The 14,707-nt window shown below is 64.1% G+C and carries 14 protein-coding genes; 4 read left to right on the plus strand and 10 right to left on the minus strand.

Features of this window, described 5'->3' with window-relative positions:
• Nucleotides 1-440: 440 nt before the first annotated feature.
• The 4 genes from GEI7407_RS07630 to cimA all read right to left on the minus strand — a co-directional run bounded on the left by GEI7407_RS07630 (nucleotide 441) and on the right by cimA (nucleotide 6,790).
• Nucleotides 441-1,073, minus strand: coding sequence for a pseudouridine synthase (locus GEI7407_RS07630; RefSeq protein ID WP_015171563.1), 633 nt, complete (start codon nucleotides 1,071-1,073; stop codon nucleotides 441-443).
• A 93-nt stretch (nucleotides 1,074-1,166) separates the two neighbouring features.
• Nucleotides 1,167-4,295 carry a CHASE2 domain-containing protein gene (locus GEI7407_RS21850; protein ID WP_015171564.1) on the minus strand — a complete coding sequence of 1,043 codons (3,129 nt, stop codon included), beginning with the start codon at nucleotides 4,293-4,295 and terminating at the stop codon, nucleotides 1,167-1,169.
• Nucleotides 4,276-5,130, minus strand: a complete 855-nt coding sequence (locus GEI7407_RS07640; protein WP_015171565.1) for a FecR domain-containing protein — start codon at nucleotides 5,128-5,130, stop codon at nucleotides 4,276-4,278. The genes GEI7407_RS21850 and GEI7407_RS07640 overlap by 20 nt, the downstream gene beginning before the upstream one ends.
• A gap of 22 nt (nucleotides 5,131-5,152) precedes the next feature.
• Nucleotides 5,153-6,790 carry a citramalate synthase gene (gene cimA / locus GEI7407_RS07645; protein ID WP_015171566.1) on the minus strand — a complete coding sequence of 546 codons (1,638 nt, stop codon included), beginning with the start codon at nucleotides 6,788-6,790 and terminating at the stop codon, nucleotides 5,153-5,155.
• A gap of 178 nt (nucleotides 6,791-6,968) precedes the next feature.
• Here cimA and GEI7407_RS07650 point away from each other — a divergent pair, with 178 nt between their 5' ends.
• From GEI7407_RS07650 to thiO, 3 genes are all read left to right on the plus strand, one after another.
• Nucleotides 6,969-7,307 carry a 2Fe-2S iron-sulfur cluster-binding protein gene (locus tag GEI7407_RS07650; protein WP_015171567.1) on the plus strand — a complete coding sequence of 113 codons (339 nt, stop codon included), beginning with the start codon at nucleotides 6,969-6,971 and terminating at the stop codon, nucleotides 7,305-7,307.
• A gap of 126 nt (nucleotides 7,308-7,433) precedes the next feature.
• The gene (locus GEI7407_RS07655) at nucleotides 7,434-7,811 is read left to right on the plus strand and encodes a hypothetical protein (RefSeq protein ID WP_015171568.1); all 378 of its coding nucleotides are present in this window, start codon (nucleotides 7,434-7,436) and stop codon (nucleotides 7,809-7,811) included.
• Nucleotides 7,812-7,917: 106 nt separating this feature from the next.
• Nucleotides 7,918-9,879, plus strand: coding sequence for a glycine oxidase ThiO (gene thiO, locus GEI7407_RS21855; protein ID WP_015171569.1), 1,962 nt, complete (start codon nucleotides 7,918-7,920; stop codon nucleotides 9,877-9,879).
• 3 nt (nucleotides 9,880-9,882) lie between these two features.
• On the opposite strand, the gene GEI7407_RS07665 is transcribed toward thiO, so the two are convergent.
• The 3 genes from GEI7407_RS07665 to GEI7407_RS07675 form a co-directional block, all read right to left on the minus strand.
• A complete protein-coding gene (locus tag GEI7407_RS07665) occupies nucleotides 9,883-10,320 on the minus strand; it encodes a secondary thiamine-phosphate synthase enzyme YjbQ (RefSeq protein WP_015171570.1) in 438 nt (145 codons plus the stop codon).
• A 108-nt stretch (nucleotides 10,321-10,428) separates the two neighbouring features.
• Nucleotides 10,429-11,601 carry a pyridoxal phosphate-dependent aminotransferase gene (locus GEI7407_RS07670; protein WP_015171571.1) on the minus strand — a complete coding sequence of 391 codons (1,173 nt, stop codon included), beginning with the start codon at nucleotides 11,599-11,601 and terminating at the stop codon, nucleotides 10,429-10,431.
• 27 nt (nucleotides 11,602-11,628) lie between these two features.
• Nucleotides 11,629-12,030 (minus strand): CoA-binding protein, encoded by a 402-nt coding sequence (locus GEI7407_RS07675; RefSeq protein WP_015171572.1) that lies wholly within the window; start codon nucleotides 12,028-12,030, stop codon nucleotides 11,629-11,631.
• A gap of 141 nt (nucleotides 12,031-12,171) precedes the next feature.
• Here GEI7407_RS07675 and GEI7407_RS07680 point away from each other — a divergent pair, with 141 nt between their 5' ends.
• Entirely contained in the window at nucleotides 12,172-12,642 is a 471-nt protein-coding gene (locus GEI7407_RS07680; protein ID WP_015171573.1) for a ubiquinol-cytochrome c reductase iron-sulfur subunit, read from the plus strand.
• Nucleotides 12,643-12,651: 9 nt separating this feature from the next.
• On the opposite strand, the gene GEI7407_RS07685 is transcribed toward GEI7407_RS07680, so the two are convergent.
• The 3 genes from GEI7407_RS07685 to GEI7407_RS21970 all read right to left on the minus strand — a co-directional run bounded on the left by GEI7407_RS07685 (nucleotide 12,652) and on the right by GEI7407_RS21970 (nucleotide 14,610).
• Nucleotides 12,652-13,518 (minus strand): DUF72 domain-containing protein, encoded by an 867-nt coding sequence (locus tag GEI7407_RS07685; protein WP_015171574.1) that lies wholly within the window; start codon nucleotides 13,516-13,518, stop codon nucleotides 12,652-12,654.
• A gap of 67 nt (nucleotides 13,519-13,585) precedes the next feature.
• Complete coding sequence (locus GEI7407_RS07690; RefSeq protein WP_015171575.1) at nucleotides 13,586-14,239, minus strand: pentapeptide repeat-containing protein; 654 nt, start codon at nucleotides 14,237-14,239, stop codon at nucleotides 13,586-13,588.
• 173 nt (nucleotides 14,240-14,412) lie between these two features.
• Complete coding sequence (locus tag GEI7407_RS21970) at nucleotides 14,413-14,610, minus strand: hypothetical protein (protein WP_015171576.1); 198 nt, start codon at nucleotides 14,608-14,610, stop codon at nucleotides 14,413-14,415.
• Nucleotides 14,611-14,707 lie beyond the last annotated feature (97 nt).

The following is a 14,707-nucleotide window of genomic DNA, read 5'->3' on the forward strand; positions in this document are numbered from 1 at the left end:
GCAAAAGGAAGTTCCGGCAACAGCGCGATCTGCATGGTTTTTGCCGAGGAACCTAGCAGCGAAACCCGAGCCACCTGCCACAGGTCGAGAGCCTCAGGCGCGCCACACCATGCGGGTCGGTGTTTAGAGCTAGGTCGTCAGCACCGAATCCCTCGCAAAGGAGACTAGGGAATGGGAGGCCATGGAGGCAAACTTACGACACTGGGCCAGCTCAAGTCTTCTGTCACGAGATACAAATTACCGAGTTCTCTAGAGCCGAAGTGTCCTGAGCCTTTGGGGCGGCAGGGCTCAGCGGATCGCGCGTATTGTGCTGGGGGGCTGACTCGCGATTTTTGGCCAACAGAATTTTGGTCCATTGACCGGGGCGGTTTTGGGAACTGCCCAAGCTCAGGGTTCCGTCGTTGACGCCCAAAACCAACAGCAGAGCCCCAAGATCTACCCTAGGAGCGATCGCCCCGGGGACGCGACCCTCGGGCTCGGCTCACAGGCCGCTTTCCCAGGGACTTTAGCGCCGCTAGCTCTGGGGCGCTGAGGTCGCGCCATTGCCCCGGCGCTAGGCCCTCCAGCCGCAGGTCCCCGATGGCAAAGCGCACCAGACGCAGGGTCGGGAAGCCCACCGCCGCCGTCATCCGGCGCACCTGGCGGTTTCGCCCCTCGGTCAGCGTGATCTCTAGCCAGGCCGTGGGGATCTCTTTTCGGTAGCGGATGGGGGGCTCGCGGGGCGGCAGAGGGGGCTCCTCGGGCAGCAGACGGGCGATCGCCGGTTTGGTGCGGTAGTCCTGGATCGTCACGCCCTGCTGTAGCTGAGCCAGGGCCTCAGCATCGGGGCAGCGCTCCACCTGCACCCAGTAGGTGCGGGGATGCTCAAAGCGCGGATCGCTGAGGCGGTGCTGGAGACGCCCGTCGCTGGTCAGGAGCATCAGGCCCTCGCTGTCGCGATCGAGGCGGCCCACCGGATACACGTCCGGCACCGGGATGTAGTCGCTGAGGGTGCCGCGATCGCCTTCTTCGCGATCGGTGAACTGGCTCAGGACGTTGTAGGGCTTGTAAAAGAGCAAATAGCGGTGGGACACGATGATCTTGGCAACGGTGGCAGGGAAACAGCAAAGCTTCCAGTTTATCGCCTGCTCAGGGATCGCCTGCTTGACCCAATATCTTTGTGAGCGCTAGACCGGGGTGAGGTGGCGCAGGGCGACGACCACCTGCGCATATTCCTGCTGGGCGGCGGGCCAGTGGGTCTCGGCTTCGGCGAACTGGCCGGTGCGAGCGCAGGTCTCGAGGGCCTGGCAGTGGTGGCTGAGGGCGATCGCCCCCACGAGGCGACTGGTGGACTTGAGGGTGTGGGCGGCTTGCTGGAGGGCGGCGGCGTCTTGCTCGGCGATCGCCTTTTGCATCGCCTCCAGCAGGGTTGGCGCCTCGGCCAGATACTCCGCGATCGCCCCCAGCACAAAGTCCTCGCCCAGCTCGCGCAGCTCCGCCAGCAGCGCCGGGTCGATCGATCCCTCCCCAGGCAAGGCAGGGACCGCGATCGGGGACGCTAGCCCCACGCCGCAGCGGTTGAGGGCTGCCACCAGGGCGCTGATCTGGAGGGGCTTGCTGACGTAGTCATCCAGGCCCGCCGCCAGACAAGCTTCGCGGTCTTGGACCAGGGCATTGGCCGTCATGGCGATCAGGCGGGGCCGCCCGTGGGGCCAGCGCTTCAGGACGGCCTGGGTCACCGCGAACCCGTCGAGCTCGGGCATCTGCATGTCCAGCAGCACCACGTCATAGACCTGCTGCTCCAGCGCCTCCAGGACCGCTCGCCCGTGGTCCACCACGTCTGCTTCGTAGCCCAGACGCCGCAGGAGCTGGGTCGCGACTTTTTGATTGAGCCGGTTGTCGTCGGCCAGCAAAATCCGCAAGGGATGGTGCTGGCCCATCTGGCGATCGGCGCTCAGAGAAAAGACCTGACTCGGTCGGCGGCGGGTCCGGTCGTGCATCAGCAGCCCCACCAGCGCGTCGTACAGGTGGGACTGCTTCACCGGCTTCATCAGGACGCTGATGCCTTCGGAATATGCGCTGTCGGGGACGCCGCCTAGGACCTGCTCCGTGGGGCGCAGCAGCACCCCCGGCAGGCCCGGATCCACTAGGGATCGCAGCTTGGCCATCAGCGTCGCGTCGCTCATGGCCGACTGCTGGCAGGACACCACCAGCAGATCGCAGAGGTTGCCGCCCTTGACCCAGGCGATCGCCTCCTCCGGTGAGCCTAGGGCCGTCACTGCCATGCCCCAGGACTCCCCCTGGAGCACCAGCAGCCGCCGATGCACCGGATTGTCATCCACCACCAGCAAATGGCGATCGCGCAGTTGCAGCAGGTTATCGTCCTCCAGCGGCGCGTCTGCTGGGGCCTGCACCACCAGGGTGAAGAAAAACGTCGAGCCCTGATTGACCTGGCTTTCCACCCACATCCGGCCCCCCATCAGCTCGCTGAGGGACCGGCTAATCACCAGGCCCAGCCCGGTTCCCCCGTATTGGCGGCTGACCGAAACATCGGCCTGGGAAAACGCGTGAAACAGGCGATTCATTCGCTCGGGGGGAATGCCGATCCCGGTATCGCGCACCGAAAACTGCAGCTCGTACCAGGGATCCGTTGCCGCTGCCCAGGAAGGGGGCGATCGCCGCTGGGCTCCCGACGGCGCAAACAGCAGCCGATTCGCTCCCACCGACACCACCACCTCCCCTTGGTGGGTAAACTTGAGCCCGTTGCCCACCAGATTCACCAAGATCTGGCGCAGCCGCCCCGCGTCTCCATAAATCACCGACGGCACCTCCCCCGCCAGGATGTAGGCCAGCTCCAGCCCCTTTTCCTCCGCCTGCTGGGCCAGCAGATCCAGGGCCGCCTCGATCCCCAGCCGCAGCTCAAAGGGCTGAAGCTCCAGCTCCAGCTTGCCGGCCTCCAGCTTGGAGAAATCCAGAATCTCGTTGACCAGATCCAGCAGGGCGTTGCCGCTGCCGCGAATAATTTCCACAAACTGGCGCTGCTGGGGCGAAAGCTCCGTCTCCAGCAGCAGCCCTGTCAGGCCAATTACCGCATTCATGGGCGTGCGGATCTCGTGACTCATGGCCGCAAAAAACTGGCTGCGCGCTTGCAGCACCGCCCTGAGCTGCATTCGCTCATAAAAAATCACCGCCATGCTGGTAATGCCCAGGGTGTGCAGGGGCATGACGATGGGAACGCGGTAGTTTGCCAAGAAAAGGCCCGCGCTCAGCAGCCCCCAGCCCAGGCTCAGCCCGCCCCACAGCATCAGCTGGCGCTGGACCTTTTGGCGCATCAGCAGCAGACTGTAGAGCGGCCCCAGACCCAGCAGCAAAATCCCCTGCGCCCGGAAGCCCACGGGGCGCAGCCAGTTTTGTTGCAGGATGCTGGAGAGGGCGGCGGCGTGGAGGCTCACCCCGCTGGTGGGCGGCATCTGGTCGAAGGGGGTCGACAGGGCATCGATGCCAGCGGCGTCGACTCCTACCAGGACGATCTTGTTGCGAAAGGCCTTGGGGGGGACAACGCCCCGCAGCACCGCCTCAAAGGAGTAGTGGGGCGATCGCGCGACGGGGCCGGGCCAGTTGACCCACAGCATTTGCCGCACATTGGGGAGGGGGATGACCTCGGTGGTGAGGCTGTAGGCATTGATGGTGGCCAGGCTCAGGGAAGGGACGCCTTGGTGGATCAGGTCAACTCGGCGCACGAGGCCATCGCTGTCTTGCTGGCGGCGGATGTGGCCCAGGGCGATCGCCTCTTCGGCGAGCTCGGGCCGGGGGAACAGGGGCAGTCCTTGGTAGTCCCAGGCGCTGGCGAGGATGACGTTGCCCTGGTTGGCGATCGCCTGTCCCAGCGCCTCGTCGTCGGGAGTCGGCTCTGCCCACAGCACGTCGAAGGCGATCACGCTGGGCTGCGCTTCCTCTAGTTGCTCCAAAAGCTGGGTGTAGTAGGAGCGCGGCAGCGGAAAGCGGCCCAATCGGCTGAGGGTGGGCTCATCAATTTTGATAGTGACCAGCCGCTCATCCCACGGGATCGGGCCGCGCAGGCTGTACAGGACCCGGTCTACGGCGTTTTCCCAGGGCTGCCAGACTCCCAGTGCCCCCAGGCCGACCACCGCCAGGGACACGAGGCCGCCGGGCAGCGATCGCCGGACGCCCAGGGGAATATCAATCGGGTAGTGTTCTCGCAGGTGCTGCCACTGCTCGGACCAGGACGTGCCTGCGCCAGGGCGATCGCCCTGTTTCCGAAAGACCGTCCAGTCCCTAGGGAAGCGCCAGTTCATAGGTCTGACGCTTGCCCAAGGGTGTAATGACAATGGCGGTGATGCGACCGTTGCGCAGCGGAGCTTCCAGGCTAAATTGGCCGTCCGGCGGCACCACCTGGGGCTGGTCCTCGATCAGCAGCAGATTGACCGGGTCGAGTCGGCCCACGATGCGGGCGGCCCGGCCTCCCTGGGCCGACTCGATCTGCTGAAGGTCCAGCCGGGGATCATCCCGCAGGGGGACGGGCGGGGTCGGCGGCTCCCCGGGCACGATCAGGGTTTGCAGGTTGGCCCCTACGGCCACCGTTGCCCCCTCGGCTGAGGCGTCTACGCGGCCCTCCAGGGTGGCCACGCCGGTTTTGCCGTCGGGCTGCACGCTCACGCCAAACTCAGTTCCCCGCACGCCGCTCAGGCCAGCGGGCGTCTCCACCTCCAGGCGCGATCCCCGCCGATTGAAGGGGCGCACCCGCAGCCGGGCCTGACCGCCAGAGACCTGGAGGCGGGTCACGCGGCCCCCGTCGGGGGCCATGCGCATTTCCTGGACCCGCAGGGCGGTGTTTTCAGACACATCGATAAAGCCGATGCCCGTATCCACAGCGAGCACGCTGCGCGATCGCTGGCCGGTTTGCAGGCCGTCGCCCACCTGCTGGAGCCGCTGGCCCACCTGGCCCGGCAGCCGCTGGCCCCGCTGCAAAAAGGTGACCTGGCCCACCACTTGGCGCACCTCCAGCCAGCGATCGGGTCGGACCTGGAGCTCGCGCGATCGCCCTGCCGGGACGCCCACGACCGTCGCCGCTGCTAGGGTCAGGGCTGCGATCGCAACGAACGGCAACTTCGGACGAGACAGAAAACCCATGGGCGCGCCAGACGGTAAAACGTTAAGAAGACTGGGGACTGAGGACAGGAGCTGCCTGATTTTGCAGCAAGAGGCCGTATTCTAGCCCCTCAACTACAGCTTGATAGGATGCTTCAATGATATTGCCGGAGACGCCGACCGTTGTCCAACGCTGGTGGCCGTCGCTGGACTCGATGAGGACGCGGGTTTTGGCGGAGGTGCCCGCTCCGCCGTCGAGAATGCGCACTTTGTAGTCCGTCAGATAAAACTGGGCGATCGCCGGATAAAAGTTTTGCAGCGCCTTGCGCAGCGCCCCATCGAGGGCCGACACGGGGCCATTGCCTTCTGCGACTTCCAAAAACGTCTGGTCCTGGATCTGCACCTTGATCGTCGCCAGAGAGTGGGTCTGCCACGGATCGCTGCCCGGCACCATTTCACAGTGCACCTGGAACCCCAGCACCCCAAAGAACCGGGGGCGATCGCCCATGGCCTCTCGCATCAGCAGCTCAAAGCTCGCCTCTGCCCCCTCAAACTGGTAGCCTTCGCTCTCGAGGACCTTGAGGCGCTGGAGAATCTGGCGGCTGGTGGGGTCTTGCTTGTTGAGCTCGATGCCAAAGCCGCGGGCCTTGGCCAGAATATTGCTCAGGCCCGACTGGTCCGAGATGACGATGCGGCGACGGTTGCCCACAGTCTCGGGGGGCAGGTGCTCGTAGGTCAGGGGGTTGCGCTCGACAGCGCTGACGTGGATGCCGCCCTTGTGGGCAAAGGCCGAGAGCCCCACAAAGGGCGCGTGGTCGTCGGGGGCCAGATTCACCACTTCGCTGACAAAGCGGCTGGTTTCGGTCAGCTGGCTGAGCTGGTCAGGGCTGATGCAGTCGTAGCCCAGCTTGAGCTGCAAATTGGGAATCAAGGAGCAAAGATTGGCGTTGCCGCAGCGCTCCCCGTAGCCGTTGATGGTGCCTTGGACCATGCGCGCGCCGTCGAGGACAGCGGCGATCGCATTAGCGACGGCGGTCCCAGAATCGTTGTGGGTGTGGATCCCCAGGCGGGGGTGATCCGAGTCCGGCGCGAGATCCAGCGCTTGGCTGACAGCCTGGACGATCTGGGCGATCTCGTGGGGCAGGGTGCCGCCGTTGGTGTCGCACAGAACCAGCCACTCCGCCCCCGCCTCCAGGGCCGTGCGCAGGGTGGTCAGGGCGTAGTCTGGGTTGCGCTTGTAGCCATCAAACCAGTGCTCGGCGTCGTAGATGATCCGCCGCTCGCGATCGCGCAGATAGGTGATCGTGTCCTGGATCATGGCCAGGTTTTCGTCCAGGGTGGTCTTTAGCCCCTCGGTGACGTGGAGATCCCAAGACTTGCCAAATAGCGTGACCCAGCGGGTGCCCGCCGACAGGATGGGCTGGAGCATGGGGTCGGTGGCGGCGGTCGTACCGGGGCGACGGGTGGAGCAAAAGGCGACCAGCTCCGCCTGGGTGAGGGGATTTTCGTGGAAGTGCCAGAAAAACTGGATGTCCTTGGGATTGGCGCCGGGCCAGCCCCCCTCGATGAAGGGAATGCCGAGGCGATCGAGGCGCTGGGCGATCCGGAGCTTGTCGTCGAGGGAGAGAGACAGGCCTTCGCGCTGGGCGCCGTCCCGCAAGGTTGTGTCGTAAAGCCAGAGGCGACGAGGCGTGGAAGTCATGAAGCGTACCACGGGAAGCGATAAAGAGTACGGACGGAGACGGGCACTCACCCAGGGGCAGAAAAGGCGCTATCGAAGGCAGGTCGCCGGGGAACTCAGGCCCGCAGAAACCGCGACCGCAGCGGACAGCGATAGAATCAAAGACGGAATATTTACAGGGTAACTGGACAACGAAGGAATGCCTAAGGTAACCGCCCAGGGAAAAACGTTTGAGTGCGATCGCGGCGCGAATTTGCGCCAGGTATTGCTGCAAAACGGCGTGGCGCTGTACAACGGCCAAGCGAAGGTGATCAACTGTCACGGCATTGGCACCTGCGGCACCTGCGCGGTGGCCATCGAGGGAGAGGTGTCCGAGGCAAATTGGCGAGATCAGGCCCGGCGATCGCTGCCGCCCCACTCCCCGGCCCAAAATCGCCGTCTAGCCTGCCAAACGCAAGTTTTGGGCGACATAACCGTGACCAAGTACGACGGATTTTGGGGACAGGGAACGGCGATCGCCTGGACCCCGGAGGGCTAGACTGAAGGCAGCAGGCTGATCCGCTGGGCGTCTCGATCCCCTAGTCTTGGGTGCCCGAAGCCTCCCCTCGTTGCCCCCGCCGCGGCTGGGAGTGGTCTGTCAGCGGCGAACCAAGCAAACATTGTCATGAACTCCAAACAATTAGCGGTCGTGGTTTTTGTGCTGCTGGCTGGGTTCATCGGAGCCGCGATCGCCATTCGCTATCCCTCCCGCAACAGCGCCAACCAGATCAGCCCAAGTCCCGACCCCGCAGCGCCCCTCCAGAGCCCCGCCGCCAGTCCCGACGGCACGACGGTGCCCCGCGCCTTTGACAAGCTGCCCTCGGCCATGACGGCCAGCACCTCAGGGACTCAGCCTGTGACCTCCCAGCCAGCGACGGTGCCGTCGGTCCAGTCGTCCCCCGCCACAACGCCTCCCGCGAATCCCTCCCCGAGCCCCTCTCCCAGCCCTTCCCCGACGCCTCGCTCTAGCCCCAGTCCGCCGGGCGTCCGGGCTTTGTGGTAGGATTTGCCCCCGCAGTCGCGCCCTCGAAGGCTTTCCCTAGAACGCTTTCGGCGGAACTGGTGCGGTCTGCGCCTGAATTTCCCTGTGACAACTGCCCTAGGCCGAGATGAGTACAACGTGTGACTTTTTGATCATTGGTGGCGGCATCACCGGCTTGGCGATCGCCGTTGAACTGAAGCTGCGCGGCGCGGCGGTGACCGTCCTCAGCCGCAGCTTTGCTGAGGCGGCGACCCAGGCCGCCGCTGGCATGCTGGCCCCCCGCGCCGAAGGCCTCGAAGCGGGGCCGATGCTGGATCTGGGCCTGGGTAGCTTGGCTCTGTACCCGGACTGGGTCAGCAAGCTAGAAGAGGTGAGCGGCCTCGAGACGGGCTACTGGCCCTGCGGCATTTTGGCGCCGGTGTACGACGCGCCGAGCCAGGAGGACGCCGGGGACTGGCTCGATCGCGCAGCCATCGACACCTACCAGCCGAACCTCGGCGAGGCGGTGGTGGGGGGCTGGTGGTATCCCGAAGAAGGCCAGGTGGACAACCGAGCCCTGGCGCGATCGCTGCGGGCCACCGCCGAAGCCCTGGGGGTCGAGATTCGCGAAGGGGTGAGCGTGACGGCCCTCCAGCAGCGCCACGATCAGGTCACGGGGCTGCACACCTCCGCCGGACTGCTGACGGCCAACCACTACATTTTGGCTGCCGGTGCCTGGGCGCGATCGCTCCTGCCCCTGCCCGTCCATCCCCGCAAAGGCCAGATGATGGCTCTGCGAGTCCCCGCGACGCTGCCCGAGCTGCCCCTCCAGCAGGTGCTCTTTGGCCCTGGCCTCTATGTGGTGCCGCGCCGCGATCGCCGCATCGTCATCGGCGCTACCAGCGAAGACGTCGGCTTCACGCCCCACAACACCCCCGCTGGCGTCCAGACCCTCCTGGCAGGGCTGCATCGCCTCTTCCCCGCCCTAGCCGACTACTCCATCGAAGAGCTGTGGTGGGGATTTCGGCCCACGACCCCTGACGAAGGCCCCATTCTGGGGCCGAGCCAGTGCCAAAACCTGACCCTTGCCACGGGGCATCACCGCAACGGCATCCTGCTGGCCCCCATCACGGCGCGCCTGATCGCGGACTGGGTCGAAAAAGGCCACGCCGATCCCCTGCTGACGGCGTTTCGGTGGGACCGCTTCCGGTCGGCAGCGTCTCCGGCTGCCCCGACAATCTCTCCGCGTCCTGTGCAATTTGCTGAACCTTCTTCTTCTCCTATGCAAACGCTTCCTCGCTCCTCCGCTGCTCTGACCGATTCGCCCCTGGTGATTGCTGGGCGGACCTTCACCTCTCGCCTGATGACCGGCTCTGGCAAGTACCGCAACTTCGAAGACATGCGGGCCAGCATCGCGGCGAGCGGCTGCGAAATCGTCACCGTGGCGGTGCGCCGCGTCCAGACCAACGCGCCGGGCCACGAAGGACTGGCCGAGGCCCTCGACTGGAGCAAGATCTGGATGCTGCCCAACACGGCGGGCTGCCAAACCGCCGAGGAAGCGATCCGGGTGGCCCGTCTGGGCCGAGAAATGGCCAAACTCCTGGGCCAGGAGGACAACAATTTTGTGAAGCTCGAAGTGATTCCCGACAGCAAGTACCTGCTGCCGGACCCCATCGAGACCCTGAAGGCCGCTGAGCAGCTGGTGAAAGAGGGCTTTGCAGTGCTGCCCTACATCAACGCCGATCCGCTCCTGGCCAAGCATCTGGAGGATGCGGGCTGCGCCACGGTCATGCCCCTGGGTTCGCCCATCGGCTCGGGCCAGGGCATCAAGACCTTGGCCAATATTCAGATCATCATCGAGAACGCCCGGGTGCCGGTGGTGGTGGACGCGGGCATCGGGACGCCCAGCGAGGCGGCTCAGGCCATGGAGGCGGGGGCCGACGCGCTGCTGATCAACACGGCGATCGCCCAGGCAGCCAATCCGCCCGCCATGGCGCGGGCCATGGGACTGGCAGCGGAGGCGGGGCGGCTGGCCTACCTGGCGGGCCGAATCCCGGTGCGGGCGATCGCCAGCGCTAGCTCGCCGCTCACGGGCACGATCACCAGCTAGGGACTACTCGCCCGAGACCTGCACCCAGACGGTGCGCTGGCGGGGACCGTCCAGGTCCAGCATCAGGACCGACTGGTAGGTGCCCAGGCCCAAAGCCCCCTCGATCACCGGGATCACCTCGCTGGTGTTGAGGGTGATGGCCATCAGGTGGGAGTGGGCGTTGATGGGCTCATCGGGGGGCACGTCCCGCAGGTGCAGGTCGTTGTGCCGATAGCGATCGCCCGCCGGAGCCAGCTTGCGCAGATAGATCTGGATATCGTCTAGGAGCCGCTCCTCGTCTTCGTTGATGGTGAGGGCGGTGGTCGTATGCCGCGCAAAAACCAGCACCTGGCCATTGCGCACGCCGCTCTCTTTTAGAAGGCGCTGGAGCTGGGGCGTCAGGTTGTGAATCGTGATGCCGGGGCCGGTTTCGATCTTGAGCTGGTGGTTAACAATCGTCATGGTGATCGCAATGGTGATCGCAGGAAAACAAAAGCTGGGCGCGATCGCCGTTGGCAACGCGCCCCAGAGCCACCCTACGCCATTCCCCAGCACCAGAAAATCCCTGGCTCAGGCTTCCTCCGCCAAGATGGCCTGAATGCCCCCCACCAGCCGCTGAATGCCCTCGGCGGCGGTGTCGCTTTGCAGCGCGCCGTAGGCCACCCGCAGGTAGCAGCCCTCCGCCAGCCCGAAGGTGCTGCCCGGAATCACCGCCACGCCGTGCTCTCGGATGAGCCGCTCAGCGACGACTAGAGACGGCAGGGCCGTGGGGACTTTTAGGAAAAAGTAGAAGGCTCCCTGGGCCGGGGCGATCGCGCACTGGTCCTTGAGGGGAGCCAGCAGGTCCAGCACCCGATGGCGCACCGCCGCGATCGCCTCTTGATGGGGCCGCCAGTAGGCCTCTCCCGCCTGGAGCGCCCCCAGGGCCGCATACTGGGACACCACGGGCGGACAGATCAAGATCGTGTCCTGAATTTTTTTGACGGGGTCGAGCAGGGCCTGGGGAATCACCATGTAGCCGATGCGCCAGCTCGCGAAGCCGTAGACCTTCGAGAGGCTGTAGAGGGAGATCGTGTGGCCGCTGCTGTCTGGCAGGGAGGCGGGGGAGCAGTGGCGGACGCCGTCGTAGGTGAAAGCGTCGTAGGCCTCGTCGCTGATGTGGTAAAGCCCGCGATCGCGACAGAGATCATTCACGGCCCTCAGGGTCGCGGGGGGGTAAACCGCGCCGGTGGGATTATTGGGCGAGACGGTGACCACGGCCCGGGTGCGGGGAGTGATGGCCCGGGCGATCGCCTCGAGGTCCGGCTGGTACTGGGCATCGGTGGGCACCAGGACCGGCTGGCAGCCCGCCATGGTGATGGCCATCTCGTGGTTGAAATAGTAGGGCGTCAGCAGGATCACCTCGTCCCCCGGCGCAGTGATGGCCAGCAGGGCATTCATAAAGGCCATGTTGCCCCCGGCGGTCACCACCACGGTGGTTTGGGTGGCCTCGCCCACGGTGATGCCATTGAAGCGGGCCAGCTTGGCGGCGATCGCTTCTCCCAGGGCCGGGATGCCCTCCACGGCTTGGTAGCGGTGGTTGAGGGGCTCTGCCAAAAAGTCGCTGATCCGGGCGATCGCCTCGGGCGGCGGGCCGTAGTACACCACCCCTTGACCCAGGGAAATCGTGCCGGGATGGGCGCGAATCAGCTCCCCAATCACCGGAATAATCGGCGACTGCACCGCGTCCATGCGAGACGCCATCGGCAAAATCCTCGTCACTGCTGCCCCCTAACCCATCAGCCGTTGATATTCGATCTTGATGCACGCATCCATCACCAGGATCAGCCCCGCCGCGATCGCCCGCTGAGCCGCCTCGGGATGGGTCACGCCTACCTGAGCCCACACTGCCGGAGCCTGGATGGCGATCGCCTCGGTCACCACCTCCGGCAACAGGGGCGATCGCCGAAACACATTCACCAGGTCCACCGCCACGGGCACCGTCGCCAGCGAAGGATAGCAGGGCTGGCCGTCGATGGTGCTCAGGGCCGGATTAACCGGATACACCTCGTAGCCCACCCGCCGCAAAAACTGGCCAATCTGATAGCTGGGGCGGCTGGGCCGATCCGAGTGGCCCACCACCGCGATGGTGCGCGTCTGGGTCAGCAGTTGCCGCATTGCCTCGTCGTCCATGGCGTCCTCCTCTGCCTTCTTGCTCCCTGCTGCTCTCCAAATTATCCAGGGTGACGGGGGCTGAATCGCCCTCACCCCGCTTTTTGGGGCAAATGGCGCAAGATAGAAGGGTCAACGACTCCAAATGACTCTGAGGGTTACATGAAACGTCGCTGGTTTCTATCTTGGATGGGCCTAGGCTTTTTGGCGAGCTCGCTGCCCGTGGCCGTGGCCGCCTGTTCGCCGGGGGAAACGACTGCCTCTGACGCGACCGGAGGCGCAGAAGCAAATGGTGCTAGCCCTGGGGCGTCGGCGGGCGCAGCGGGGGGCTTTGTGGCCCTGGGCAGCGTGGCCGATCTGGACCAAAAAGGCTCCCTGACCGGCAGCGTGAACGGCAAGTCTGTGGTGGTCGTGCGATCGCCCCAAAATGCCAGCGCCGTCTTCGCCCTGGACCGCGCCTGCACCCATCGCGGCTGTGACGTCGAGTGGAAAGCGGATCAAAAGCAGCTGGTGTGTCCCTGCCACAACTCGATCTTCGCGCCCGATGGCCAAGTGACCCAGGGTCCGGCGACTCGCCCCCTGCCCACCTACACCGCCAAAATCGAGGGCGATCAGGTGCTGGTCCAGGCCTAAGCCCTGGCCTCAAAACAGGCTCAGCTGGTCTGGCTCGGGCTCAGGAGCCTGTTCTGGTTGGTTCCAGGGAAGCGGCGGCACCGGCACCTGCTGGGCCTCCAGCATTTTCTGGAACCACCGGGCCGTCCCCGGCGAATACACTTCTTCGGGGCAGTGGACAAAAAAGTAAACCTCGGTGCCCTGGGCTAGCCAGTCCCGCACCCGCGTCACCCACTCCGCCAAAAAGTCCTGGTTGCGGGGGCGATCGGGGTGACTGATGAAACGCACCAGCGCGAAGGGCGCGGTCACGGCGGGCTGGAGGGGCAGCTTGGGCTTGCGGCGCTGGGAGTTGGCCTGGGGGTCGTCGCTGCCGCTGTAGATGGCCCGAGTGTCGAGAATGACGCGGCCTACGCCGTGGGACTGGAGGAGCTCATTGAGTCGGCGATCGCCCGCTGGGGTAAACCACTGGGGATGGCGCACTTCTACGGCGAGGGGCGCAATGCCTTGGGGCCACGCCGCCACGAAGGCGGCCAAGTCCTCAAACTGAGCGGGACCGTAGCTGGGCGGCAGCTGGGCGAAAAATGGTCCTAGCCGCTCGCCCAGGCCCGCCATGCGCTCGGCAAAGGCGATCGCCTTGGTCATGGCCGGAGCCAGCAGGCCGCTGTGGGTGACGTCTCGGGGCACTTTGAGGCAAAAGCGAAAGTCTGGCGGTGTTTCGGCGGCCCAGCGCGCGACGGTTTCTTCGTTGGGCACGGAGTAAAAGGTCGTGTTGCCCTCGACGGTCAGGAGGCGATCGCCGTAGAGTCGCAAAAAATCGCTCGCCCGACTGCCCGCCGGGTAAAACTCTCCCACCCAGCCCTTGAAGGCCCACACGGCACAGCCCATTCGAAACTGCATGATGACTCCCGATCGCTACCGACTCCATTGTCTCGCGATCGCGGCTCTCTATCCTGCTCCTTTCGGCCTAGCAATTTCGATTCGAAATACTGCCATCGGGCATAGTCGTTTTACACAGTTTCGCTCCCTCCAGTAGCGCCCCTTTCAAGCTCGCGCCGTCGAAAGTTGCGCCGCTCAAATCTGCCCCCGTAAAATCAACTCCCGGCAGCCCCACTTCCCCCACGACCGTGAAGCCCACCCGGCTAAAGTCTGCGCCCGCAAGATTGGCATTTCTGAAACTTGTATTGTCCAAGGCGGTGCAGCTTCCGCCGCCGCAGCTAAAGTCTGCGCCCTGCAAATCCGCCTCATCAAAGTTCGCGCCGGTCAGGTTTGCCTGCCGCAGTACCGCCTGTCGCAGCTTTGCCCGAGTGAAGGTGGCATCGCGCAAATCAGCCGCGCCCAGGCTGCTAAATTCTAAGTTGGCCCCAGATAGGTTTGCGTTTTGGAGTTTCCGCAGCGCTAAATCTTGATTGGATAAATCGCATTCTCGACAGTGATTGCTTCTTCTGTCGAGAAAGTCTTCTTTGATTTCTGCGGGATCTTGAGGCATCAAAAAAACTACGGCTGGCAGAGTGAGAAACCCAGCTAGATAACCCAGGCAACCCATCCCTAAAGAAGAGCGGTTGAGCCACGAAGCTTTTTGCTGATCGCCTATTTTGCTCGCAGAGTCTTGATTTGCCATCGCTGATTCAATGAATTTGAAAGGGCACCTCTACTGATCCATCTTCGATGAGGAAGATTTTGGATATTGCATCCTTGATGAGATGCGAAATTGAGGAATTTTTTTCTTTAAATTTGGCCCGTCAAATCCATCTATAGATAAGGTTGAAATGATTGATAGAGCACTTTTGAAGATTAGTAATCACTATCGGCAACGCAAAGCCCTTGGCATTTGATGCCATTGGTGGCTGTTCTTAGGCAGTGGCGACACAGGATCTTCTCTGCGCTTGACTCTGGCGGGCGGCTATTTTCAGTTGTCTCTGTTGGGTTGTGGTCAGCCCCTGCGATCGCTTCTGGTTGATTCATGCTGTCTCGTTTCTTGAATCTATACAAAGTAAATTATTTTAAACCAAAATTCTCAGCATCGGTCAAACATCCGTTGCTGATGAGCGCTATGCATCACGGGTCTCACTAAGCGTGACGATTCAAA

This window comes from Geitlerinema sp. PCC 7407 (genome assembly GCF_000317045.1).
Taxonomy (GTDB): domain Bacteria; phylum Cyanobacteriota; class Cyanobacteriia; order PCC-7407; family PCC-7407; genus PCC-7407.